The 24,054-nt window shown below is 65.6% G+C and carries 21 protein-coding genes and 1 pseudogene; 12 read left to right on the forward strand and 10 right to left on the reverse strand.

The genetic code is table 11. From position 1 onward, the window contains the following. From QA640_RS33665 to petA, 5 genes are all read right to left on the reverse strand, one after another. On the reverse strand, window positions 1-2,166 hold the full coding sequence (locus QA640_RS33665) for an anthranilate synthase component I (protein ID WP_283037102.1): 2,166 nt from the start codon (window positions 2,164-2,166) through the stop codon (window positions 1-3). A gap of 266 nt (window positions 2,167-2,432) precedes the next feature. Beyond that, the gene (locus QA640_RS33670) at window positions 2,433-2,858 is read right to left on the reverse strand and encodes a hypothetical protein (protein ID WP_283037103.1); all 426 of its coding nucleotides are present in this window, start codon (window positions 2,856-2,858) and stop codon (window positions 2,433-2,435) included. A gap of 117 nt (window positions 2,859-2,975) precedes the next feature. Continuing rightward, a complete protein-coding gene (locus QA640_RS33675; protein ID WP_283037104.1) occupies window positions 2,976-3,650 on the reverse strand; it encodes a dienelactone hydrolase family protein in 675 nt (224 codons plus the stop codon). 280 nt (window positions 3,651-3,930) lie between these two features. Beyond that, window positions 3,931-5,994 (reverse strand): cytochrome b/c1, encoded by a 2,064-nt coding sequence (gene fbcH, locus QA640_RS33680; RefSeq protein ID WP_283037105.1) that lies wholly within the window; start codon window positions 5,992-5,994, stop codon window positions 3,931-3,933. 62 nt (window positions 5,995-6,056) lie between these two features. Continuing rightward, complete coding sequence (petA, locus tag QA640_RS33685) at window positions 6,057-6,587, reverse strand: ubiquinol-cytochrome c reductase iron-sulfur subunit (protein ID WP_283037106.1); 531 nt, start codon at window positions 6,585-6,587, stop codon at window positions 6,057-6,059. A gap of 279 nt (window positions 6,588-6,866) precedes the next feature. Here petA and QA640_RS33690 point away from each other — a divergent pair, with 279 nt between their 5' ends. The 6 genes from QA640_RS33690 to QA640_RS33715 all read left to right on the forward strand — a co-directional run bounded on the left by QA640_RS33690 (window position 6,867) and on the right by QA640_RS33715 (window position 10,435). Beyond that, entirely contained in the window at window positions 6,867-7,325 is a 459-nt protein-coding gene (locus QA640_RS33690) for a tRNA (cytidine(34)-2'-O)-methyltransferase (protein ID WP_283037107.1), read from the forward strand. Window positions 7,326-7,343: 18 nt separating this feature from the next. Further along, the gene (gene queE, locus QA640_RS33695) at window positions 7,344-7,988 is read left to right on the forward strand and encodes a 7-carboxy-7-deazaguanine synthase (protein ID WP_283037108.1); all 645 of its coding nucleotides are present in this window, start codon (window positions 7,344-7,346) and stop codon (window positions 7,986-7,988) included. Window positions 7,989-8,004: 16 nt separating this feature from the next. After that, on the forward strand, window positions 8,005-8,370 hold the full coding sequence (locus tag QA640_RS33700; protein ID WP_283037109.1) for a 6-carboxytetrahydropterin synthase: 366 nt from the start codon (window positions 8,005-8,007) through the stop codon (window positions 8,368-8,370). Between the two features lie 91 nt (window positions 8,371-8,461). Further along, entirely contained in the window at window positions 8,462-9,349 is an 888-nt protein-coding gene (gene hemF, locus QA640_RS33705; RefSeq protein ID WP_283042965.1) for an oxygen-dependent coproporphyrinogen oxidase, read from the forward strand. Further along, on the forward strand, window positions 9,340-10,083 hold the full coding sequence (locus QA640_RS33710; RefSeq protein ID WP_283037110.1) for an HAD family hydrolase: 744 nt from the start codon (window positions 9,340-9,342) through the stop codon (window positions 10,081-10,083). The genes hemF and QA640_RS33710 overlap by 10 nt, the downstream gene beginning before the upstream one ends. 136 nt (window positions 10,084-10,219) lie before the next feature. Beyond that, window positions 10,220-10,435, forward strand: coding sequence for a DUF2158 domain-containing protein (locus QA640_RS33715; RefSeq protein WP_283037111.1), 216 nt, complete (start codon window positions 10,220-10,222; stop codon window positions 10,433-10,435). Window positions 10,436-10,509: 74 nt separating this feature from the next. On the opposite strand, the pseudogene QA640_RS33720 reads toward QA640_RS33715, so the two are convergent. From QA640_RS33720 to QA640_RS33740, 5 genes and pseudogenes are all read right to left on the reverse strand, one after another. After that, window positions 10,510-11,116: pseudogene (locus tag QA640_RS33720) on the reverse strand (sulfite exporter TauE/SafE family protein). Then, the gene (locus tag QA640_RS33725) at window positions 11,113-12,369 is read right to left on the reverse strand and encodes a CCA tRNA nucleotidyltransferase (protein ID WP_283037112.1); all 1,257 of its coding nucleotides are present in this window, start codon (window positions 12,367-12,369) and stop codon (window positions 11,113-11,115) included. The pseudogene QA640_RS33720 and the gene QA640_RS33725 overlap by 4 nt, the downstream one beginning before the upstream one ends. Window positions 12,370-12,379: 10 nt before the next feature. Beyond that, on the reverse strand, window positions 12,380-12,643 hold the full coding sequence (locus QA640_RS33730; RefSeq protein WP_283037113.1) for a DUF6111 family protein: 264 nt from the start codon (window positions 12,641-12,643) through the stop codon (window positions 12,380-12,382). Next, window positions 12,640-13,311: a CoA pyrophosphatase gene (locus QA640_RS33735; RefSeq protein ID WP_283037114.1), complete on the reverse strand. Its 672-nt coding sequence runs from the start codon at window positions 13,309-13,311 to the stop codon at window positions 12,640-12,642. The genes QA640_RS33730 and QA640_RS33735 overlap by 4 nt, the downstream gene beginning before the upstream one ends. Next, window positions 13,308-13,910 (reverse strand): DUF1285 domain-containing protein, encoded by a 603-nt coding sequence (locus tag QA640_RS33740; protein ID WP_283042966.1) that lies wholly within the window; start codon window positions 13,908-13,910, stop codon window positions 13,308-13,310. Before QA640_RS33740 ends, QA640_RS33735 begins: the two co-directional genes overlap by 4 nt. 256 nt (window positions 13,911-14,166) lie before the next feature. Here QA640_RS33740 and QA640_RS33745 point away from each other — a divergent pair, with 256 nt between their 5' ends. The 6 genes from QA640_RS33745 (at window position 14,167) to QA640_RS33770 (ending at window position 24,023) form a co-directional block, all read left to right on the forward strand. Then, window positions 14,167-15,165 carry a MoxR family ATPase gene (locus QA640_RS33745; RefSeq protein WP_283037115.1) on the forward strand — a complete coding sequence of 333 codons (999 nt, stop codon included), beginning with the start codon at window positions 14,167-14,169 and terminating at the stop codon, window positions 15,163-15,165. Then, on the forward strand, window positions 15,165-16,109 hold the full coding sequence (locus QA640_RS33750; RefSeq protein WP_283037116.1) for a DUF58 domain-containing protein: 945 nt from the start codon (window positions 15,165-15,167) through the stop codon (window positions 16,107-16,109). The genes QA640_RS33745 and QA640_RS33750 overlap by 1 nt, the downstream gene beginning before the upstream one ends. Further along, a complete protein-coding gene (locus tag QA640_RS33755) occupies window positions 16,106-18,916 on the forward strand; it encodes a DUF4159 domain-containing protein (RefSeq protein ID WP_283037117.1) in 2,811 nt (936 codons plus the stop codon). The genes QA640_RS33750 and QA640_RS33755 overlap by 4 nt, the downstream gene beginning before the upstream one ends. Before the next feature lie 7 nt (window positions 18,917-18,923). After that, a complete protein-coding gene (locus QA640_RS33760; protein ID WP_283037118.1) occupies window positions 18,924-20,987 on the forward strand; it encodes a hypothetical protein in 2,064 nt (687 codons plus the stop codon). Window positions 20,988-21,143: 156 nt separating this feature from the next. Beyond that, window positions 21,144-21,536, forward strand: a complete 393-nt coding sequence (locus QA640_RS33765) for a DUF2946 domain-containing protein (protein ID WP_283037119.1) — start codon at window positions 21,144-21,146, stop codon at window positions 21,534-21,536. Window positions 21,537-21,692: 156 nt separating this feature from the next. Next, a complete protein-coding gene (locus tag QA640_RS33770; protein ID WP_283037120.1) occupies window positions 21,693-24,023 on the forward strand; it encodes a TonB-dependent receptor in 2,331 nt (776 codons plus the stop codon). Window positions 24,024-24,054 lie beyond the last annotated feature (31 nt).

Below are 24,054 nucleotides of genomic sequence, written 5' to 3' on the forward strand. Positions count from 1 at the left end.
TCAATCGACGCCCGCATCCAGCCGGAATGCGTTCTCGACAATTCGTAAACCCACCTCGCCACCGAGCGACATCAGCGACTCCGGGTGGAACTGCACGCCGGCGACGGGCAGCGTCTTGTGCTCGAGCGCCATGGCGACGCCGTCCTCGGTGCTCGCCGTCACGGATAGAACATCCGGCATGCTGCCCCGTTCAACATACAGCGAATGGTAGCGGCCGATCACGATCTCGTTCGGCAGATTGCGCATCAGGCGCCCGCCCCGCACCTGCACCCGCGACGGCCGGCCATGGGCGGGATGCGTCAGTTGCCCGAGCTCACCGCCAAAATATTCGCCGATCGCCTGCACGCCGAGGCAGACGCCAAACACCGGCAGCTTCTTCGCAAGCGCCGCGTCGATGGTCTTTTTGATCCCGAAGTCTTCGGGACGGCCCGGTCCGGGCGACAGCACCAGCAAATCCCACGTCCTCTGCTTGAGCATGTCAAGCGCATGCACATAGCGGACCACGGTGACGCTGGCGCCGACCTGGCGGAAGTAGTCGGCGAGCATGTGCACGAAACTGTCGTCGTGGTCGATCAGCAGCACGTGCTTGCCCGAGCCGGTCGCATCGGGCGCGAAGGTCGACAGCGGCTTCGGCGGATCGCCGCGCAGCGCCTGGAACAGCGCCGCCGCCTTCACCTGGCACTCGCGGTCTTCCGCGGCCGGATCGGAGTCGAACAGGCAGGTCGCGCCGACGCGAACCTCGGCGAGCCCGTCCTTCATGCGGATGGTGCGGATGGTCAGGCCAGTGTTGATGCTGCCGTCGAAATTCACCGCCCCGATCGCGCCCGCATACCAGCGGCGCGGCGAGCGCTCGTGATCCTCGACGAACTGCATCGCCCAGAGCTTTGGCGCGCCGGTGACGGTGACGGCCCAGGCATGGGTGAGGAACGCGTCGAGCGCGTCGAAGCCGGGACGCAACATGCCTTCGACGTGATCGACGGTGTGGAAGAGCTTCGAGTAGGTCTCGATCTGCCGCCGCGCCAGCACCTTGATGGTGCCGGGAACGCAGACGCGCGCCTTGTCGTTGCGATCGACGTCGGTGCACATGTTGAGCTCGAACTCGTCCTTCTCCGAGTTCAGGAGCTGGCGGATCTGCTCGGCATCGCCGATCGCATCCGTGCCGCGTGCGATCGTGCCCGAGATCGGGCAGGTCTCGACGCGACGGCCGTCGGAACGCACGAACATCTCCGGCGAGGCCGACACCAGGAATTCGCCCTCGCCAAGGTTCATCAGCGCGCCGTAGGGCGACGGGTTGATGACGCAGAGACGCTGGAACACTTCTGCCGGCGAACGCTCGCAGGGCTCGGCGAACAGCTGCCCCGGCACGGCTTCGAAGAGATCGCCGCGGGCAAAGGCGGCGCGCGCGGTCTCCACTGTGGACTGATATTCGCCGGGCGCGTGATCGGCAAAGCCCTGCCGCGGCGTCTTGAGGTACGGGCTGTCCGCGGTCTCGCGCGGCAGGCCCTCGGTCGACCGGCCCTCCCAGGTGAAGTCGTAGCTCAGCACCACGCCGCGGCCGGTGGCGCGGTCATAGGCGAGCAGGCGATCGGGCACATAGAGCACGATGTCCCGCTGGTCCTTTTCGCGCGCGCGCTTCTGTACGAGGTCCTCGATCTGGAACACGAGGTCATAGGCGAAGGCCCCGAACAGGCCGAGCAGCCCGTCGTCATTGGCGGAAAAGGCGGCGACGAGATCGCGCACCAGCGACATCACGCTGGCACGCCGGGTGCGCTGATCTTCCTCGACCGGCGCATCGCCGCGGATGATGTGGCCGGCAAGGTACGAGGCCGTCTTCTCGGAGATCACCACGCAGGGCTCGCGCAGGACGTCGGCCAGGAAGGTGATCAGCACCTGCCCGCGCTGGTTCAGCGCTTCGAGCTTGAAATTGACGCCGACGGTTTCCAGCATGAGCGGCGGATCGGAGAAGCCAAGGTCGAAACTCTCGTAGCGGCCGGGCACGGTGGTGCCCGACGACAGCACCACGCCGCGGCGGCGGTCGAGCAGGCTGACGAGATCGTCGAGCCTGCTGGCGCCGCCGCTAAACTGCTCCGCCACGCGCGTGATCGCGAGACCCGCGCGGGTCACAAAGTCGCTTCTGGCCGGGAGGGCAAAGACTGTCCTGTTCATGTGATCCTCTTGGGCTCCTCTTACGAGACTTGCCGAGGGAACGCCACACAGGACAAACGATCAGGCCGCCGCACTGCGTTGGCGACCTTCGACGATTTAGGGAAAAGAAATCGCACCGGCCACCTCTTCAGGAGGTGCGCCACCAACGACGGGATGGGCGGACGACGGTGCTCATGGGGAACTACACACCATGGCGCGGCGGCGGCGTCAAGATGCCATCCACGTGCCATAGCCAGGATGGAGCTGCGGTATATCCTGGCTATGGATCAATACGCCCCGACCTCATATCCGATCGCCCGAAATCCGTTGTCAGGGACATAGCGGAATTCGAACGTGAATTCGGAATTCGTGTCGTGCCAGGTCAGCGCGCAGTGGCCTTCGGGCAACGACAGGAGTTTTGCGGTGTGCAGATGCTTGCGCATGAAGGGCGTGAACAACGTGTCGAAGCGTTGCAGGAATTCGGCCTCGCTCTTGACCGGGCCGCTCTGAACGTCGTGCTTGCCTTCCCCCGACCAGAACTCGACGGGGAATGAGATCAGCTTGACGATGCGGTTCTTGTCGTTCGCATTCGCCGCGCCTTCGAAGTCGTTGCGGAAGGCCTGAAATTCCGGTCCGTTACACACTGGATCCTTGGCCCAACAGGGCGCCGCAAGGGCGGTCACGAACAATGATGCGATCAGGAAGGCTTTCATATGGGATGCTCGGCGCCACATTGTTGACGAAGGACACGGCAGCTTGCTGAACCGCGCCAACGCGGCCGCCCGACGTCGGGGCGGCCTCCCCTGTGTCGCAGAAGCGCACCGCCGCGTTCATCCCAGATGCTTCTTGAAGAACTCCGTCGCGCGGCCCCAGGCGAGCTCGGCGGCTTCGCGGTCGTGCACGGCCTGGCGCTGCTCGTTGACGAAGGCGTGCTCGGCATCGTACCGGAACAGCTCCAGCGACTTGCCGGCCGTCTTCATGCCCTTCTCGAAGGCATCGACCACCTCAGGCGTGCACCAATCGTCCTTGTTGGCGAAATGCGCCTGAAGCGGGATTTCGACGTCGGCGGGCTTGGCCGCCTGCTCCGGCGGGATGCCATAGAACACGACGCCGGCCGCAAGCTCCGGGATCTTGGTGGCGCCGATGATGGTAACCGCACCGCCGAGGCAGAAGCCGGTCAGGCCGACCTTGGCGCTGTTGCGTGCCAGATATTGCGCGGCGCCGCGCACGGTCTGCGTGGTCAAGTCCATGAAGTCGAGCGAGTTCATCTCGCGATTGGCTGCATCGGTGTCGTGATAGGGCACCACCTTGCCCTTGTAGAGGTCGGGCGCGAGCGCATCGAAGCCGGCGAGCGCAAAGCGGTCGCACAGGCCCTTGATCTGGTCCGACAGGCCCCACCATTCCTGGATCACGACCACGCCAGGTGCGTTTCCGCGCGCGGCATTGGCGAGATAGCCCGACGCATCCTTGCCGTCCGGACGCTTGAAGGTGATCATGGTGCCCATGCTTTCCTCCGACGAATTTCTGGGGCGGTTGACGGTATTCTGGCCGCTGCGCGAGCGATAGGCAATCGCGGTCCCATACAAACTCTCGTGCCCGGATGCTGTGCCGCGCGCCGCGTCTTTGCGGCGTGATGCACTGCTGATCCCGGAGCCCAGCCGCGAGCAGGCTGGGTCCCGGTTCTGCGGCGCACCGTTGCACGCTGCGCCGCGCCCGGGACACGCATGCGCCCAACAAAAAAGCCCCCTTGCAGGGGCTTTTCTATTTCACTCGCCGTTCGGCCGCTCAGTGCGCGTCGGCCCAGACCTTCTTCTTGGTGAAGTACATCATGCCTGCGAAGATGATCAGGAACACGAATACCTGGAAGCCGAGCTGCTTGCGGGCCTCCATGTGCGGCTCCGCGGTCCACATCAGGAACGTGGTCACGTCCTTGGCGTATTGCGCGACAGTGGTCGGCGAGCCGTCGTCATAGGCGACCTGGCCGTCGCTCAGGGGCTTGGGCATCTTGATGGCGTGGCCAGGGAAGTACTTGTTGAAGTACGAGCCCTCCGGAATGGTCACGCCTTCCGGCACCTTGTCCTCAAAGCCCTGCAAGACCGCCGCGACGTAGTCCGGACCCTGCTCCTGGTACTGGGTAAAGAAGTCGAAGATGAACCATGGGAAGCCGCGCTCGTAGGACCGCGCCTTGGTGATCAGCGACAGGTCGGGCGGCGCCGCTCCGCCGTTCGCCGCGCGAGCCGCCTGCTCGTTCGGGAAGGGCGATGGGAAGTAGTCCGCCGGGCGGCCGGGGCGCTCGAACATCTCGCCCTGGTCGTTCGGACCGTCCTTGATCTTGTACTCGGAGGCAAACGCCGACGCTTGCGCGACGGAATAGCCCGGGCCGCCGGCTTCCGCGAGGTTGCGGAAGGCGACATAGGACAGGCCGTGGCAGTTGGAGCAGACTTCCTTATAGACCTTCAGGCCACGTTGAAGCGCACCGCGGTCGAACTTGCCGAAGGGACCGGCGAACGACCACTTGATGCCCGGCGGCTTGTCGCTGCCTTCGGCCGCGCGCGCGTCCTGCAACGTGCCGGCAAACAGCGCGCCGGCAGCGACCAGCGCGACCATGACGGAGGCAGCGACCTTGCCGCCCTTGGCCAGCACCGCGGCCGCGATCGAGTTCGGCACCGGGCGCGGCGTCTCGACCCGGGAGAGCAGCGGCAGCACGATCAGGAAGTAGGCGAAGTAGCAGACCGTCAGAACACGGCCGGCGATCACGTAGATGCCCTCCGGCGGCTGCGCGCCGAGATAGCCGAGCAGGATGCAGACCACAACGAAGATCCAGAAGAACTGCTTGGCGAGCGGGCGATACTTGGTGGACCGGGTCTTGGCGCTGTCGAGCCACGGAAGGAATGCCAGCACAATGATCGCAGAGAACATCGCGATGACGCCGGCGAGCTTGTTCGGGATCGAGCGCAGGATCGCGTAGAACGGCAGATAGTACCATTCGGGCACGATGTGCGGCGGGGTCACGCCCGGATTGGCCGGGATGTAGTTGTCCGCATCCCCGAGATAGTTCGGCATGTAGAAGATGAACCAAGCATAGAGGAGCAGGAAGCAGGACACGCCGAACAGGTCCTTGATCGTCGCGTGCGGCGTGAACGGCACCGTGTCCTTTTCCGTCTTGGCTTCGACGCCGTCCGGATTGTTCTGGCCGGCAACATGCAGCGCCCAGACGTGCAGCACGACAACACCGGCAATCAGGAACGGCAAGAGGTAGTGCAGCGAGAAGAAGCGGTTCAGCGTCGGGTTACCGACGGAATAGCCACCCCACAGCAGTGTCACAATGCTCTCGCCGACATAGGGAATGGCCGAGAACAGGTTGGTGATGACGGTGGCGCCCCAGAAGCTCATCTGGCCCCACGGCAACACGTAGCCCATGAAGCCGGTCGCCATCATCAGGAGGTAGATGATGACGCCGAGGATCCACAGCACCTCGCGTGGCTCCTTGTACGACCCGTAATAAAGGCCGCGGAACATGTGAACGTAGACGGCGAAGAAGAACATCGACGCGCCGACAGCATGCATGTTGCGCAGCAGCCAGCCATAATTGACGTCGCGCACGATCAGTTCGACCGACTTGAAGGCCAGATCAGCGTACGGCGTGTAGTGCATCGCCAGGATGACGCCGGTGAGAATCTGGATCCCGAGCATGAAAGACAGGATGGCGCCGAAGGTCCACCAGTAGTTCAGATTACGCGGCGTCGGATAGGCGACGAACGAGGAGTGCATAAGACCAAAGATCGGCAGCCGCCGCTCGATCCATTTCAGGGCTGGATTGCTCGGCTGATAGTCGGAGGGTCCGCTCATGATGCGATCCTGAGGAAATAAACAACGCGACGGCTCGGAGCTTCGGACGCGGGGTCCGAAGCTCAGCCGATCTGGATTTTGGTGTCGGAGACGAACTGGTAGGGCGGCACCGGCAGGTTTGCGGGTGCGGGCCCCTGGCGAATACGCCCCGAGGAATCGTACTGCGAGCCGTGGCAGGGGCAGAAGAAGCCGTCGTAATTGCCCTCATGCGCGATCGGGATGCAGCCAAGATGGGTGCAGATGCCGATCACGACCAGCCACTGCTCGTGCCCGGCCTTGACCCGAGCCTCGTCGGACTGCGGATCGGGCAGGCTCGCGACGTTGACCGCGCGCGCCTCCTCGACCTGCTTCTTGGTGCGGTGGCTGATGTAGATCGGCTTGCCGCGCCAGAACACCTTGATGTCCTGGCCCTCGGCGACCGGAGTCAGATCCACCTCGATCGGAGCGCCGGCGGCGATCGTCGAGGCATCCGGATTCATCTGGGAAATGAACGGCCAGAGCGTCGCAACGCCGCCCACTGCCGCTGCTGCCCCCGTTGCAACGAAAAGGAAATCACGGCGTGTCGGATGGTCCGCCGAAGACGCTGTCGTCACGATTCCAACCCTTTCTTCTTATGCGACCGGCGGAACCGCCCCAGGGGGCGCCCAAAGGTCCCCAGAACAGGCTGCCGGCGCCCGCGGCCCCCGCGGCGGCAGAACTTTGCTTGATCCGCGCCAAAACGAGCGAAACAGCAGTCCAGAATCGTTCTATTGGCACCCTTGCCGGGCGAGCGCAAGCCCGCTATCGGCGCGGAAGCGTGCAATGCACGAATTCCGCGGCCAGCGGTGTTTTATTGAGACATTTCCGGCCCGCACCAACCCCGTCGCAGCCCCATGCAGATAGCGCTTTTCCAGCCCGACATCCCCCAGAACACCGGCACCATTCTTCGGCTCTGCGCCTGTCTGGACATGGCCGCCCATATCATCGAGCCGGCGGGTTTTCCCGTCTCCGACCGCTTGTTCCGCCGGGCTGGAATGGACTATCTGGACCAGGTCAGCGTGACCCGTCACGACTCCTGGTCGAAATTTCAGGCCTGGCGCACGGAACGAGGGTACCGGCTGCTGCTGTTCACCACCAAGGGTGCGACCAACTATCTTGATTTTCGCTACCAGCCGTCGGACATCCTGCTGCTCGGGCGCGAGAGCGCAGGGGTCACCGACGAGGTGGTCGCGGCCGCGGATGCGCGGCTCGTCATCCCGATCAAGCCGGGGCTGCGCTCGCTCAATGTGGCGATGACCGCGGCGATGGCCGCAGGCGAAGCGTTGCGGCAGGTCCGCAATCCGCAGATCTAGAGCTTTAAGGAGAACATGGTGAGTTACGCGGTCAAGGAAATCTTCCTGACCCTGCAAGGCGAAGGCGCCCATGCCGGGCGCGCGGCGGTGTTCTGCCGTTTTGCCGGCTGCAACCTCTGGAGCGGCCGCGAGGCGGACCGCGCCGGTGCGATCTGCCAGTTCTGCGACACGGATTTCGTCGGCACCGATGGCACGCTGGGCGGACGCTACGCCACAGCGGAGGACCTTGCGGCGACGATCGCCGCGCAATGGACGGGAACCCAAGAAAAACATCAAGGCAGCCGTTATGTCGTGCTGACCGGCGGCGAGCCGCTCTTGCAGGTAGACGCCCCGCTGGTCGATGCGCTACACGGCAGCGGCTTCGAGATCGGGGTCGAAACCAACGGCACGATTCTCCCGCCGGAAGGCCTCGACTGGATCTGCGTCAGTCCGAAAGCGGGAAGCGATCTCGTGCTGCGGCGCGGGCACGAGCTGAAGCTGGTCTATCCGCAAGCGCAGGCGCTGCCGGAAGCTTTCGAAGGCCTCGCCTTCGAGCGGTTCTCGCTGCAACCGATGGACGGGCCCGAGGTGGCCGAAAACACCGCGCGCGCCATCGACTATTGCCTGCGCCACCCGCAATGGCGGCTCAGCGTGCAAACACACAAGACGCTCGGCATCAGATAGGACTGACGTTCACAAGATGTGGGAATTGACGAAATCATTCCGCTTCGAAGCGGCGCATACGCTGTCGGGTACGACCTTTGGCGCGGCGAGCGAAGAGATTCACGGCCACTCCTTCCGCGCCGAGGTGAGCTTGCGCGGCACGCCCGATCCCGTGACCGGAATGGTGGTCGATCTCGGCCTCCTCCAACGCGCGATCGAGGACGTGCGACTGACGCTCGACCACAAGTTTCTCAACAAGATCGAGGCGCTGGGCACCCCGACACTGGAAAACCTCTCGCGCTTCGTCTGGGAGCGCCTTGCGCATCTCGGCGGGCTGACCCGCGTCAGTATCCATCGCGACAGTTGCAACGAGAGCTGCACCTATTACGGTCCGCAGAGTTAGACTTCGTAAGGCGGGCAAGATGGTGGGCTCGGCGCAACAGCGCCTTGCCCACCGTAGACGACGCTCCGCTTGGTTGGCGACGGGAATGCAGATGGACGTTTCGATGATCGAAGACCGCAAGGCACGCGCGCGCGCCTGGTTCGAATCCTTGCGCGACGACATCTGCACAAGCTTCGAGCGGCTCGAAGATGACGCGCCGCAAGAGCTCTATCCCGGTGCGGCCGGCCGTTTCGTGCGCACGCCTTGGCAGCGCACCGATCACTCCGGCGCGCCCGGCGGCGGCGGCGTGATGTCGATGATGTACGGTCGCCTGTTCGAGAAGGTCGGCGTGCACTGCTCGACCGTGCATGGCGAGTTCGCGCCCGAGTTTCGCGCGCAGATCCCCGGCGCGGCGGACGATCCGCGGTTCTGGGCGTCGGGCATCTCGCTGATCGCGCACATGCGCAATCCGAACGTGCCCGCCGTGCACATGAACACGCGCTTTGTCGTCACCTCCAAGGCATGGTTCGGCGGCGGCGCCGACTTGACGCCGGTACTCGAGCGGCGGCGCACGCAGGAGGATCCGGACAGTATCGCCTTCCACGCCGCGATGCAGGAAGCCTGCACCGGGCCGAACGGTGTCGCCGACTACGACAAGTACAAGAAATGGTGCGATGAGTACTTCTATCTGCCGCACCGAAAGGAGGCCCGCGGCATCGGCGGCATCTTCTACGACTGGCATGACAGCGGCGATTGGGAAGCCGATCTCGCCTTCACCCAGGACGTCGGCCGCGCCTTCCTGAAGATCTATCCGGAGCTCGTGCGGCGCAACTTTGCCGAGGCCTGGACGGCGGAAGACCGCGAGGAGCAGTTGATCCGCCGTGGGCGCTATGTCGAGTTCAACCTGCTCTACGACCGCGGCACCATCTTCGGGCTCAAGACCGGCGGCAATGTGGATTCGATCCTGTCGTCGCTTCCACCGGAGGTGAAATGGCCATGACCGTACAGCCTCTCCCGCGCGCCATGCTGATCGACATGGATGACACGATCCTGTCAGCCTACGGTCGTCCCGAGATCGCCTGGAACACGATTGCCACCGAATTCGCGGCCGAGCTTGCCCCGCTGCCGCCGGAGCAGGTCGCCGCAGCCGTTCTGACGTTTGCGCGGAACTTCTGGGCCAATGCGGAAGCCGCCTGGCGGCTCAAGCTCGGCGAAGCCCGGCGCCTGACCGTGAAAGGCGGCTTCGCAGCGCTCGCCGCAAGCGGGCACCGCGCTCTGCCCGACGATCTCGCCATTCGCCTCGCCGACCGCTTCACCAGCTATCGGGAGGAAGAGATGTTCGTCTTCCCCGGCGCGCATGAGGCGATCGACCGGCTGAAGGCGCTTGGCGTCAAGCTCGCGCTGGTGACCAATGGGGCTGCCGACATGCAGCGGGCCAAGGTCGAGCGTTTCGAGCTGACCCATCGCTTCGACCACATCCAGATCGAAGGCGAGCACGGTTTCGGCAAGCCCGAGGAGCGCGCCTATCTGCATGCAATGGACGCGCTCGGCGTCACCGCCGGGGATACCTGGATGATCGGCGACAATCTGGAATGGGAAGTCGTGACGCCGCAGCGCCTCGGCATCTACGCGATCTGGATGGACGTGCATGGCGAGGGCCTACCGGCGGGATCTCCGATCAAGCCCGACCGCATCATCCGCTCGCTGACCGAGTTGTTGCCCGGCAAGCCCTGATTGGTTGCGGTCCTCCGACCGCGACAACGTTCTCCCGACAATCGACAGCGCGGCAGCGTGCTCTCCTTCCGTGATCGGCGTGTCATGACGGCTTGCTAGCGTTGAACACGTGTCGATCAACTCGGAGGACAAATCCATGGAATTGAAAGCCGGCGATGTCGTGATGTTGAAATCCGGCGGCCAGCCGCTGACCGTCGTCGAGGTCAAGGAGGAGGACGTGCTCTGCCTCTGGATGGGCATGGAAGGCAATCTGTTTCGCGAGACGCTTCCTTTGGCCGCGCTCGAGCGCCCCGAAGAGGAAGACGACGAGGACGATGAGGACGAAGACGAGGAAGATGAAGACGAGGAGTGATTGCGGCTCAGCGACAGGTCGATAGCGTCACCTCGCGACCCAGGCGCAAACGCTGCCTGGGCCGCGATCGTCTGTCAAACAAACTGTTTGACCGCAGCCGAGATCATCACCAGCCCGCCCGTGATCACCGCGACGTCGAGGATCGCGGCGTGGATGTGCACCGGCATCCGCTCGACAAAGGCCTTTGCCAGGAATGCGCCCGGCACCGCCATCCCGCCGATCAGGAGCGCGAACGCCAGCACCTGCGCAGTCACCGCGCCGGCGAGGCCGAACACCGAGATCTTGATGAGGCCGGTGCCGAGCGAGATCATCGCGTCGGTCGCGATCACCGCCGCGCCCTCCAGCCCTGCGGCCATCAACAGCGAGAGCAGGATCACGCCCGAGCCCGAGGTGCCGCCGACCAGCGCGCCATAACCGACCGAGCGCGAGCACGATCAGGGCGCGGCGGCGATCGGCATAGCTGACATAGGCGACTGCGCGGCTGAGATTGGTGAAGATCGCGGAGATCGCGATGATCGGCACCACGGGCTCAGCGCCGACCATCGGCACCAGCACCAGCGGCATCAGCGCGCCGGTGCCATAGCCGGCGAGCCCACCGATGATCGAAGCAAACAACGCCATCAACGCGACCAGCAGAAGCTGCAAAATCGAGATATCGGCGAAGCCTGAGACGATGGTCACGTTCTCTGATCGCGGCTGACGCGTGCCGCAGCTTGATCGGCGATGGAAGCGAGCGCCGCCTCCTCTAGGGGAAAATCCGCTGCAAGCCAAGCGTCCTCGGCGAGCGTCAACACATGTCCGAGCGCGGGCCCTTCCGCCATTCCGCGCGCGATGAAGTCGGCAGCTTTCAGCGGGAATTTCGGCGGCATCCAGCGTTGCGGCAGTTCGGCAAGCTCGCGCCAGCGCGCCGAATTCACGTCGCCGCCGTCCCTCGCCCAGGCCAGCAACACGCGATCGTGATAGCGCTCGGCGCCCAACCGGTAGAGCAGCCGCCGCGCATTGGCCTCGTCCTTGTTGGCGAACCGCCACCAGCGGTGCCCCATCGAATCCAGCGCCTTGGCCTCCGCATTGCTGAGCCTGAGCCGCGACGCGACGCGCTTGGCATCCTCGGTAACGGCGACCGTCAGTCCGGCGAGGCGCCGGGTCGCGTTTGCCGGCAGGCCGAGTTCGTGCTCGATCGCGATCATCCTCGCCAGCGGGCCGGTATAGGCCACGCCGCCGATCAACGGCAGGAGCAGGCCACTGTCGGCCATCGCGAGCACTGCTGCTGCAGCGCCGCCTGCGACCAGCAGCTTGAGCATTTCCATGCGCACCCGCTCGGCCGAGAGACCGGCAAGCCCGGCGCGGCCGCGGATGCAGGCGAGATAGCCGTCGCGGTCCGGCTCACCCAGGCCAAAGGCGGCGTGGATGCGGAAGAAGCGCAGGATGCGCAGATAATCCTCGGCGATGCGCTGGTCGGGATCGCCGATGAAACGCACGCGCCGTGCGGCGACGTCGGCAAGCCCGCCGACATAATCGTGCACGACGCCTTTCGCGTCGACCGAGAGCCCGTTCATGGTGAAGTCGCGCCGCTCGGCGTCCCTCACCCAGTCACGGCCGAACGCAACCTTGGCCTTGCGGCCGAAGGTCTCGGTATCCTCGCGCAGCGTAGTGACCTCATACGGGTGCCCGTCGATGACCAGGGTGATGGTGCCGTGGTCGATGCCGGTCGGCACGCTCTTGATGCCGGCGCTTTTTGCGCGCCGCATCACCTCCTCCGGCAATGCGGTGGTCGCGATGTCCATGTCGCCCGGCGGCAGCTTGAGGAGCGCGTTGCGCACGGCGCCGCCGACCACGCGCGCCTCCTCGCCGTCCGCGTTCAACAGCCGCAGGACATGCGCGGTCCCCCCGGAGGTCAGCCAGGAGGCATCGGCAAGCAGGGGCTCCGCTCTCATCTGCCAGCCCCTATTTCTCGACGCCCGGCACGAGCCTGCCGTTCTCGACATGTGCTGGAACATAGGTCGAGTTCGGCGAGGCGCCGGTGAAATGCGCAAGTCCGACCAGGCTCGCGATCACCAGCACCAGCGCGACCAGCACGAGACGGGCGATGGCGTAGACCGGCCAGGACGACTGCACGAACAGGCCCGAGCGCGTCGCGACCAGGAACAACGCATAGACCGCGAAGGGAATGAGGAAGATTCCGATCTCGGTCAGCGCCGGCCGGATCATGGCAGATAGATCCGCTCATACAACACACGCAATATGCCGGCGGTCGCGCCCCAGATGTACCGCTCCGCGAACGGCATCGCATAGTAGAAGCGCTCCATGCCGCGGAATTCCTTGCTGTGCATCTGGTGGTTCGCCGGATTCATCAGGAAGGATAGCGGCACCTCGAAGGCGTCATCAACCTCGGAATGATTGATCGCCAGTTCAAATCCCGGCTGCACCCTTGCAACCGTCGGCAGGATGCGGAAGCCGAAGGCGGTGCCATAGAGATCGAGATAGCCGACCGGCTCGACGAAATCGCGCGACAGGCCGACCTCTTCCTCGGCCTCGCGCAGCGCCGCATCGCGCGGAGAGGCATCCATCGCGTCGATCTTGCCGCCGGGAAAGGCGATCTGCCCGGCGTGGTCATTCAGATGCGCGGAGCGCTGCGTGAGCAGCACGGTCGGCTCGGGCCGATCGATGACCGGAATCAGGACCGCCGCGGGGCGCACCGGCTGCTCGCGCGCAATGATCTGCAGCATCTTGTCGGTGCCGGGATCACCAGACATCGGCACGATGTTGGGATCGTAGAGGGCGGGCGGCACGTCGAAGGTCAGCCGCGCCTTGGAGCGGGCGAAAAAATCCGCCGCGCCCAACCGGGCAGGTTCGTCCTTCAGAAACGGCTTGGTCAAAGCGCGGCCCTCACCTGCTCAGCATCCGCCATGGCGAAGAATTCGTCGGCCGACTCGACACCGAACATCGGCTGGCCATCGACCATCCGCTCCTCGCCCATGTCAACCAGATCGTAGTAGAGCGCACGTGTCACCTTGGCCCAAAGGTCAGAGCGCACGTGCAAGTACGGCGTCAGCCCGCCGTCGGCCGCCTGCTCGAAGCGCAAGCCATGCGCCGCATCGCACCTCACCCAGTCGTCGACATTGGTGCGGAAGCTCAACACGCGATGGTTGCCCTCGCCCTCCGTCTGCATCTCGACCGCCATGAACGGTGCGTCGTCGACGCGAATCCCGACCTTCTCCACAGGCGTGACGAGAAAGTGCTTGTCCCCTTCGCGTTTCAGGATGGTCGAGAACAGGCGCACCAGTGCCGGGCGGCCGATGGGCGTCCCCATGTAGAACCACGTACCATCGGAGGCGATTCGAATGTCGAGATCGCCGCAAAACGGCGGATTCCACAGATGCACCGGGGGCAGCCCTTTTTGGGCAGCACCGGCGTTCCTGGCGGCGGCGGTCAGGCCGTCAAGGCCCCGATTTTTGCTCTGCCCTTGGTTCGCCATGGTTTGCCCTGACTCTGTCTTTGGCACGATTGGTGCAGGTCTACGTTGTACCTCGGTGAGCGGTTCCACACCGGAATCATCCGGTGTGCAAGGTCGCCACTTCGTGATGCCGTACATATCCCGAAGCCGATAAGGTGGGGATAGCTTAATTCAGCGAATACAGGGCCTTCCTGCAAGTCTAGCATGAGGCCAAGAGCTGGCATGTGATGAGACGACGACGCGAGCAGGCTGCGTGAACGGCTTAAGGAGCTGACGGATGGCGGAAAGTGTCGAAAAACTCGAGGACGTGATCGTCCGCTCGGCCGAGCAGGTGTCGGGACAGATTCGCGCCGCCAAGGACGCGATCGCAACCGTCATCTTTGGCCAGGACCGCGTGATCGAGAACACGCTGGTGACGATCCTCTCCGGCGGTCATGCGCTGCTGATCGGCGTGCCCGGTCTTGCCAAGACCAAGCTCGTAGAGACCCTCGGCGTTACGCTCGGCCTCGACGCCAAGCGCATCCAGTTCACGCCCGACCTGATGCCGTCAGACATTCTCGGATCAGAGGTGCTCGATGAGAGCACCGCGGGAAAACGCTCGTTCCGTTTCATCGCTGGTCCCGTCTTCGCGCAGCTCCTGATGGCCGACGAAATCAACCGCGCCAGCCCGCGCACGCAATCGGCGCTGTTGCAGGCGATGCAGGAGCAGCACATCACGGTCGCCGGCGCGCGTCATGATCTGCCGAAGCCGTTCCATGTGCTGGCGACGCAAAACCCGCTGGAGCAGGAAGGCACCTACCCGCTGCCCGAAGCGCAGCTCGACCGCTTCCTGATGGAGATCGACGTCGACTATCCGGATCGCGACGCCGAGCGGCGCATCCTGTTCGAGACCACCGGCGCCGAGGAGACGCTGGCGAAGGGATCGATGACGGGGGATGCGCTGATCGCGGCCCAGCGGCTGGTGCGGCGTTTGCCGGTCGGTGATTCCGTAGTGGAAGCCATTCTGTCGCTGGTGCGCTCGGCCCGTCCCGGCCCCGAAGGTGGCGAAGCCGGCAAGCTGATCGCCTGGGGACCGGGTCCCCGCGCCAGCCAGTCGCTGATGCTGGCCGTGCGCGCACGCGCGCTGCTCGACGGCCGCCTCGCGCCGTCGATCGACGACGTGCTCGACCTCGCCGAGCCGGTGCTGAAGCACCGCATGGCGTTGACATTCACGGCCCGCGCCGAGGGCCGCACGATTCCGGACGTGATCCGGCAATTGAAGACACGGATCGGTTGATGGCCGCAGCGAACGGGCACATAGCGAAGGAGATCATTGCGATCCGACGTGCCGATGGCGAAAGCCGAACGCTCGCCGCATCGCTGCCACACCTTGTCCTCGAAGCCCGCCGCATCGCCGCCAATGTCATCCACGGCCTGCATGGCCGCCGCCGCGCCGGCCCCGGTGAAAATTTCTGGCAATATCGTCGTTTCATCTCCGGCGAGCCGGCGCAGAACGTCGACTGGCGACGCTCGGCGCGTGACGACCATCTCTATGTCCGCGAGCACGAATGGGAAGCCGCGCACACGGTGTGGATCTGGCCCGACCGCTCGCCCTCGATGGCGTTTGCATCCAGGCAGGCACGCGACTCCAAGCTCGAGCGCACGCTGATCGTGGCATTCGCGCTGGCCGAACTGCTCGTCTCCGGCGGCGAACGCGTCGGCATTCCCGGCCTGATGAATCCCACCGCAAGCAGCCGCGTCATCGACAAGATGGCGCAGGCGATGCTGCATGACGATGCAGAACGGCCGAGCCTGCCGCCGTCCTTCGTGCCCTCGGCGCTCGCCGAGACGGTGGTGCTGTCCGATTTCTGGTCGCCGATCGCCGAGATCAGGAGCATGCTCGCGGGGCTCTCCGGCTCCGGCGCCCATGGCACCCTGGTGCAGATCGTCGATCCCGCCGAGGAGACGTTCCCCTATTCCGGCCGCGTCGAATTCGTCGAGCCCGAGGGCTTTGGCGCGATCACAGCGGGACGCGCCGAAAGCTGGGCCCTGGACTACACCGCGCGGCTCGCACTCCACCGCGACCAGATCCGCGGCGAGACCAACACGCTCGACTGGCTGTTCACCACCCACGTCACCGATCGCTCCGCCGCCGAACTGCTGTTGTTCCTGCATGCCGGCATGCAGGTGAGCAAATCGGGCGTGCGCTCGACCACCGTCAAAGCGGGACCCGCCGCATGATCGGAAGCCTGCCGCTCGCCTTCACCGAACCGCTGCTCCTGATCGGGCTCGTCAGCCTGCCGGTGCTGTGGTGGCTGCTGCGCGTGATGCCGCCGCGGCCGCGCCGCATCGAGTTCCCGCCGACGCGCCTGTTGTTCGACATCGCGCCGAAGGAAGAGACGCCCTCGCGCACGCCCTGGTGGCTCACGGCGCTGCGCCTGCTCGCAGCCGCGCTGGTGATCTTCGCAGCCGCCGGCCCGATCTGGAATCCGCAGACCGGTCTTGCCGGCAGCAAGGCGCCGCTGATGATCATGTTCGACGACGGCTGGAGCGCGGCCTCAAACTGGGACAGCAGGATCAAGGCCGCGGACGAGCTGATCGCCAATGCCGACAACGACCGCCGCGCCGTCGCGCTGGTGCCGCTCTCGGAGCCGAACCGCGACATCACGCTGATGCCGGCCGGCGCAGCCCGCGTTGCGCTGCGGCAGCTCGCGCCAAAGCCCTATTCCGTCGAGCGTGTTGAGACGCTCGCCGCGATTGATCGTTTCCTGAAGGCCACCGGTGATTGCGAGATCGCCTGGCTGTCCGACGGCGTCGATACCGGCCGCGGCGAGGAATTCCTGCAAGGCCTGACAAAGACGATCGGAGACCGCAGCTTGACGGTGTTTGAAGGCGGCACGTCCTCGCCGCTGGCGCTGGTCGCGGCGGAGAATGCGGCCGCCAAGATGGTCGTCAAGGTGCTGCGCACCGACAGCGGCATTGCTGCCGGCACCGTGCGCGCGCTGGACCAGAAGGGATCGCCGATCGGTGAGGCCCGCTACACTTTCGGCCCGCAGGACAAGGAGACCGAGGCGTCGTTCGATCTCCCGGTCGAGCTGCGCAACGACATCACCCGTCTCGAGATCTCCGGCGAGCGCTCCGCGGGCGCCGTGCAACTGCTCGACAAGCGCTGGCGCCGCCGCGCCATCGGCATCGTCTCCGGCGCGACCAGCGAGACCGCGCAGCCCCTGCTGGCGCCGACCTTCTATCTCACCCGTGCGCTGGCGCCGTTCGCCGACGTCCGCCTCGCCGACAAGGGCGCGCCGCAGCAGGGCATCACGCAATTCCTCGACCAGAAGCTGCCGATGATCATTCTGGCCGATGTCGGCACCGTCGCGCCCGAAATCCGCGAGCGCCTCAACGCCTGGGTCGACCAGGGCGGCGTGCTGGTGCGCTTCGCAGGTCCCCGCCTCGCGCAGGCCGAGGACGACCTCGTGCCGGTGAAGCTGCGTAAGGGCGGCCGCACGCTCGGCGGCAGCCTGACATGGGAGAAGCCGCAGCACCTCGCCGCCTTCACCGCCGACGGTCCGTTCGCCGGCGTCCCGGTCCCCAAGGACGTCACAGTGAGCCGGCAGGTGCTCGCGGAGCCCGATGCGGTGCTCGCGACCAGGAGCTGGGCTTCGCTCGAAGACGGCACACCGCTCGTTACCGGCGAGCATCGCGGCAAGGGTCTGGTCAGCCTCTTCCACGTCTCTGCCGACATGCGCTGGTCGGATCTGCCGATGTCGGGCACCTTCGTCGAAATGCTGAGGCGGATCGTCGATATGTCCGGCTACACCTCCAAACCCGGCCCAGGCGTTGCCGGCGAGGCCAGCGCCGAGACGGTGGCGCCGCTGCACATCCTCGACGGCTTTGGCGCCTTCGGCCCGCCACCGACGACCGCGAAGCCGCTGTCGGCCGATTACCGCGACCGCGCCACGCCCGATCATCCGCCCGGCTTCTACGGCCCCGCGGAAGGACCGCTGGCCGTGAACACGCTCGCCGCCGCCGACCGTATCGCCCCGCTAAGCACGGCAAGCCTTCGCGCCCGGCACGCGACCTATACCAACGCAGAGCCGCGCGATTTGCGTGGCTGGCTGCTCTCGACCTCGCTCGCGCTGTTCCTAGTCGATGCCATCATCGTTGCGTTGCTCGGCGGCGGCCTCGCCGCGCTGTTGCGGCGGCGCGCGGCGACCGCCATGCTCGCGATCGGATTGGTGTTCGCCAGCCTGATGTCGCCCGCACCATCGCGCGCCGACGGCGCTGCCGACGATTTCGCGATGAAAGCCGTCTCGCAGACTCGCCTGGCCTATGTCGTGACTGGTAACGCCGACGTCGATTCCATCGTGAAAGCCGGCATGTCCGGGCTGACGCTGTTCCTGGCGCAGCGCACCGCGCTCGAGGCCGGCGATCCGGTCGGCGTCGATCCGGCGCGCGACGAACTCGCCTTCTTCCCGCTGATCTACTGGCCGATCGTTCCGGGCGCGGCAAAACCGCCGCAGGACGCCATCAACAAGGTCGACGCCTACATGAAGCAGGGCGGCACCGTGATCTTCGACACCCGCGACGCGGTCGAAGCGCCCCCCGGCGAGAACGGCGCATCGCAGACACCCGGCATGCAGGCGCTGCGCGAGATCCTGTCCTCGCTCGACGTCCCGGAGCTCGAGCCGGTGCCGCGCGAGCACGTGCTGACCAAGACGTTCTATCTGCTGCGCGACTTCCCCGGCCGTTTCAACACCGGACAGACCTGGGTCGAGACCTTACCGCGCGAGGAAGAGGAAGAGAGCGCGCAGCGCCCGGCACGTGGCGGCGACGGCGTCTCGCCGATCATCATCACCTCGAACGATCTTGCGGGCGCCTGGGCGATCCGCCCCGATGGCCAGCCGATGCTGCCGCTGACGTCGGGCGAGCCGCGCCAGCGCGAATTCGCCTTCCGCGCCGGCGTCAACATCGTGATGTACACGCTGACCGGCAACTACAAGGCCGACCAGGTGCACGCGCCGGCGCTGATCGAGCGGCTCGGGCAATAGGAGCGACATGAATTACGGCATCGCGTTCACGCCGCTTGTCCCCGCGATCGTCTTGTGGATCGCACTCGCCGCGATCGTGGTCATCGCCATTCTCCTGCTGCTTGCGCGGGCGCGTGGCGCAGCCGTGCGCGTGGCCGCGCTGGCGCTGTTCCTGCTCGCGCTCGCAAACCCCTCCTTCACCCGCGAGGACCGTGATCCCCTCACCTCGGTGGCCGCGGTCGTCGTCGACAAGAGCCCGAGCCAGAATTTTGGCAATCGCACCCGCGAAGCTGCCCAGGCGCAGGAGGCGCTGGTCGACAGCCTGAAGCGGATCAAGGGCCTCGAGGTGCGCGTCGTGGAGGCCGGACAGGCCGACGGCGAAACCGACGGCACCAAACTGTTCGGCGCGCTCTCGTCTGCACTTTCCGACGTGCCCGTCGACCGCGTCGCCGGCGCCTTCCTGATCACGGACGGCCGGGTTCACGATATTCCCCCGAATGCTGCCGCGCTCGGCTTCCAGGCGCCGGTGCACGCACTGATCACCGGACAGAAGGACGAGCGAGACCGCCGCATCGCGATCACCGCGGCGCCGCGTTTCGGCATCGTCGGCCAGACCCAGACCATCACCTATCGCCTCGACGACCAGGGCGTCAGCGGCGATCGCGCCAAGATCACGATCCGCCGCGACGGCGAGGTGATCAGCGAACGCACGCTGTCGAGCGGCCAGACCGCAAGCGTCGACGTCGACATCAAGCATGCCGGCCCGAACATCGTCGAGATCGAGGCCTCGCCGCTCGAGAAGGAGCTGACGCCGGTCAACAACCGTGCGGTGGTCGCGATCGACGGCGTGCGCGACAGGCTGCGCGTGCTGCTCGTCTCCGGCGAGCCGCATTCCGGCGAGCGCACCTGGCGCAACCTGCTCAAGTCCGACGCCAGCGTCGATCTCGTGCATTTCACCATTCTGCGTCCGCCCGAGAAACAGGACGGCACGCCGATCAACGAACTGTCGTTGATCGCGTTTCCGACCCGCGAACTGTTCCAGCAGAGGATCAACGAGTTCCAGTTGATCATCTTCGATCGCTACGCTCGCCAGGGCGTGCTGCCGATAGCCTATTTCGACAACATCGCGCGCTATGTCCGCTCTGGGGGCGCGGTGCTGGTCTCGGCCGGTCCCGACTATGCCTCGAACACCAGCATCTGGCGCACGCCACTGGATTCCGTGCTGCCGGCCGAGCCGGTCGGCGTCACCGAAAAGCCGTTCTATGCGCACCTCTCCGACACCGGTAAGCGCCATCCCGTCACGCGCGGGCTGGAGGGCTCGGCATCGGAGCCGCCGCATTGGAGCCGTTTCTTCCGCACCGTCGACACCCGCAACTCGACGGGCTCGCCGGTGATGACCGGCGCCGACGGCAAGCCGCTGCTGTTCCTGTCGCGCTTCGGCGACGGCCGCGTCGCATTGCTGCTGACCGACCACATCTGGCTGTGGGCGCGCGGCTATGAGGGCGGCGGCCCGCATCTCGACCTGCTGCGGCGCATGTCGCACTGGCTGATGAAGCAGCCCGATCTCGACGAGGAGGCGCTGCGACTTCAGGTGCAGGGCAAGGATCTCGTGGTGGTACGCCAGACGATGGCGGACGCCGTGCAGCCCGTGACGGTGACGTCGCCCTCCGGCGTGACACGCGATCTCACGCTCAATGCCGGCGACCCGGGCGAATGGCGCGCGAGCCTGCCGGCAGGCGAGCTCGGCCTCTGGCAGGCCACCGACGGCACGCTGAAGGCGCTGATCAATGTCGGCCCGACCAATCCGAAGGAGTTTTCGGAGGTCACCTCCACCACCGAGACGCTGAAGCCGCTGACGCAGGCGACCGGGGGCGATGCGGTGCGCGTCGTCGACGGATCGAGCGTCGAGCTGCCGCGCGTCGTGCCGGTGCGCTCCGCCTCCATCTTCCACGGCGACGGCTGGATGGGGGTCAGGATGCGCGATGCCAGCGTGGTGAAGGGGGTCGGCGTGCTGCCGATCTTCGCCGGGCTGATCGGGCTGCTGTTGCTGCTCGGCGCGTTTGCCGCGACCTGGGTGCGCGAAGGGCGCTGACCTCTACGAATTCCGTTGCATGAAGATCACGCCGGGAGTCCGGCCACAGCGGCCACGCCTCCCGCTGTTGACATGTGCGCCACGCTCCTGCGATGTTACATTGTAACATCGTGATGGCCGGGGGATTGGCCCTCCCGATGCGGGGTGCGTTTTCGGATGAAGTGGTTCCGGTCGAACATCAGGCACGGCGCCCGGCTCGCGATCTTCGCGATGCTGGTGCAATTTGCGCTGACCTTCGGCCACAGCCACTGGTTTGCGCAAGCTGCGCCGCTACTCCAGTCATCGCAGCAGGCCAACGGCATCGCGTCAGTTGATCGCGCGGCGCTGCAGAAGCAGTCGCCGGCCAACCCGGACCACGACCAGCAGGGCGACGACAATTGCGCGATCTGCGCCGTCGTCTCGATGGCGAGCACCGTGGTGTTCGCAACGCCGCCGCTGCTGCATCTGCCGCAGGCGGTCGAATTCCTCTACCGCACCACAGACGCCGAATTCATCCATCTGAAATCGGCCGGCCGCGCGTTCCAGCCGCGCGCCCCTCCCGCCTCCTGATCTCTCCAGCATTGAGCACGCCTGGACTCGTTCGCTTTTGACGCGCGGACGAGCACCCGGGAGCAGTTGAGGTCGAAGTCCGTCAGATCAAGACGGCAGGTCGCCGCCTGTCAACACACAGGTGTTGCCCGGCGCCTGATTGGAAGCAGAACAACAATGACATCTCATCCAGGACGCGCGCAGCGTCTCGGCGGAGCGAGCTGGCTCATGCTCGGCCTTGCCGCGACACCCGCCATCGCACAGGACAAGCCCTCCACCGAGCTGCCGCCCGTCACCGTGACGGCACCAAGCCCGATCGTGCGCAGGGCAATCGTGCCGGCGCGCCCGACGACGCGCGTCGCGCGCAGAGTCCCCGCCCGCAATCGCGAGCATCCGCCGGAGCCGGCACCCGCAGCGCCTCAGCAGGGCGTGCTCCCGGTCGTCACCAACCAATTCGCAACGGTCACCGTCGTGCCCAGCGAGGAGATCCGCCGCGACGGCGGCGGACAGCTCGGCGATCTCCTGTTCGCAAAACCCGGCATCACCGGCTCGACCTTCGCGCCGGGTGCGTCGAGCCGGCCGATCATCCGCGGCCTCGACGTCAACCGCGTCGGCATCGTCGAGAACGGCACCAATGCGGGCGGGGCCTCCGATCTCGGTGAAGATCACTTCGTTCCGATCGATCCGCTCGCGACCAATCAGATCGAAGTGGTGCGCGGCCCCGCCGCCTTGCGCTACGGCTCGACCTCGATCGGCGGCGTGGTGAGCGCGACCAACAATCGCATCCCCGATGCCCTGCCCACCTGCGCGCCTTCGTTCCAGACCTACGGCATGCCGGCCAAGGCGCCACTCGCCACAGCTGAAACCTCGCCTTGCCTGACGGCCGAGACCCGCACCTCGTTCAGTTCGGTCGATCGCGGCGTCGAAAGCGGGCTCCTGCTCGATACCGGCGGCGGCAATTTCGCATTCCATGCCGACGTCTACGGCCGCAAGACGTCCGACTATTCGATTCCGAGCTACCCCTATCTGTTCGACCAGACACGGCCGGTCGGCGGCCATCAACCGAACTCGGCGACGCAAGGCGACGGCGCGTCGATCGGCGGCTCCTATGTCTTCACGGGCGGCTTCATCGGCGCGTCGATCACAGAGAACGATGCGCTCTATCAGATCCCCGGCATCGATGGCGCGGATCATCGGACCCGCATCGACGCGCATCAGACCAAGATCAACGTCAAAGGGGAGTATCGCCCCGATGCCGCCGGAATCGATACCATCCGCTTGTGGATGGGCGCCACCAACTATCGCCACAACGAGCTCGGGCTCGCCAACCCCGCTGACCCGGCGACAGACGGTGTGCGGCAGACCTTCACCAACCGCGAAGAGGAGATGCGCGTCGAAACGCAGCTGATGCCGTTCAATGTGCGTTTCGCCGAAGTGACGACCGCATTCGGTTTCCAGGCCGGCCATCAGGAGCTGACCGCACCGAGTCCGGATAATCCAGGTACGCTGTTCAACGGCCTGTGGGACTCGAACCGCAACTACCGCGTCGCCGGTTACGTCTTCAACGAATTCAAATTCAGCGACCACACTAGGGCGCAGATCGCCGGCCGCATCGAGCATGTCGAGCTGCACGGTTCGACGCCGGATTTCCTGGCCGACGGCACTGCGCAAACGAGCATCGTTCGCAATCCGTCGTTCACGCCCAAGAGCGGCAGCATCGGCCTGTTGCAGGACCTTCCGGGCGGCATGGTCGGCAGCATCACCGCGCAATATGTCGAGCGCGCGCCTAAGCCGGCGGAGCTGTTCTCGCGCGGCGCCCATGACGCCACTGCTACCTTCGACATCGGCGATCCGAACCTCACGATCGAGACGGCGAAGTCGGTCGAGATCGGCCTGCGCAAGGCCACGGGGCCGTTCCGCTTCGAGGCGACCGCCTACTACACCCACTTCGACAATTTCATCTATCGCCGGCTCACCGGCGTGATGTGCGGCGACGATTTTGCCTCGTGCGGCACGGCCGGCGCTGAGTTGAATCAGGCGGTCTATTCGCAGGCGAATGCGAACTTCCGCGGCGGCGAATTCCAGTCACAGCTCGACGTCGGCCCCTTCCAGGGCGGGATCTGGGGCATCGAGACCCAGGGCGACGTGGTCCGCGCCACCTTTACCGACGGCACCAACGTGCCGCGGATACCGCCTTTGCGGATGGGCGGCGGCCTTTTCTGGCGCGACGACAACTGGCTCATGCGCGTCAACCTGTTGCACGCCTTCCCGCAGAACAACATCGCAGGGATCGCGGAGACACCGACGCCGGGCTACAATCTCCTCAAGGCAGAGGTCAGCTACAAGACCAAGCTCGAGCCGAACGCCTTTGGTGCGCGCGAAATGCTGGTCGGTCTCGTTGGCAACAACCTGCTCAACGAGAACATCCGCAACTCGGTCTCCTACACCAAGGACGAGGTGCTGCTGCCCGGGATCGGCGTGCGGGCGTTTGCGAACTTCAAGTTCTAGAGCCGCAGGGGATCGGCTCGATGGCCACATC

This window comes from Bradyrhizobium sp. CB82 (assembly GCF_029714405.1).
In the GTDB taxonomy this organism is placed as follows: domain Bacteria; phylum Pseudomonadota; class Alphaproteobacteria; order Rhizobiales; family Xanthobacteraceae; genus Bradyrhizobium.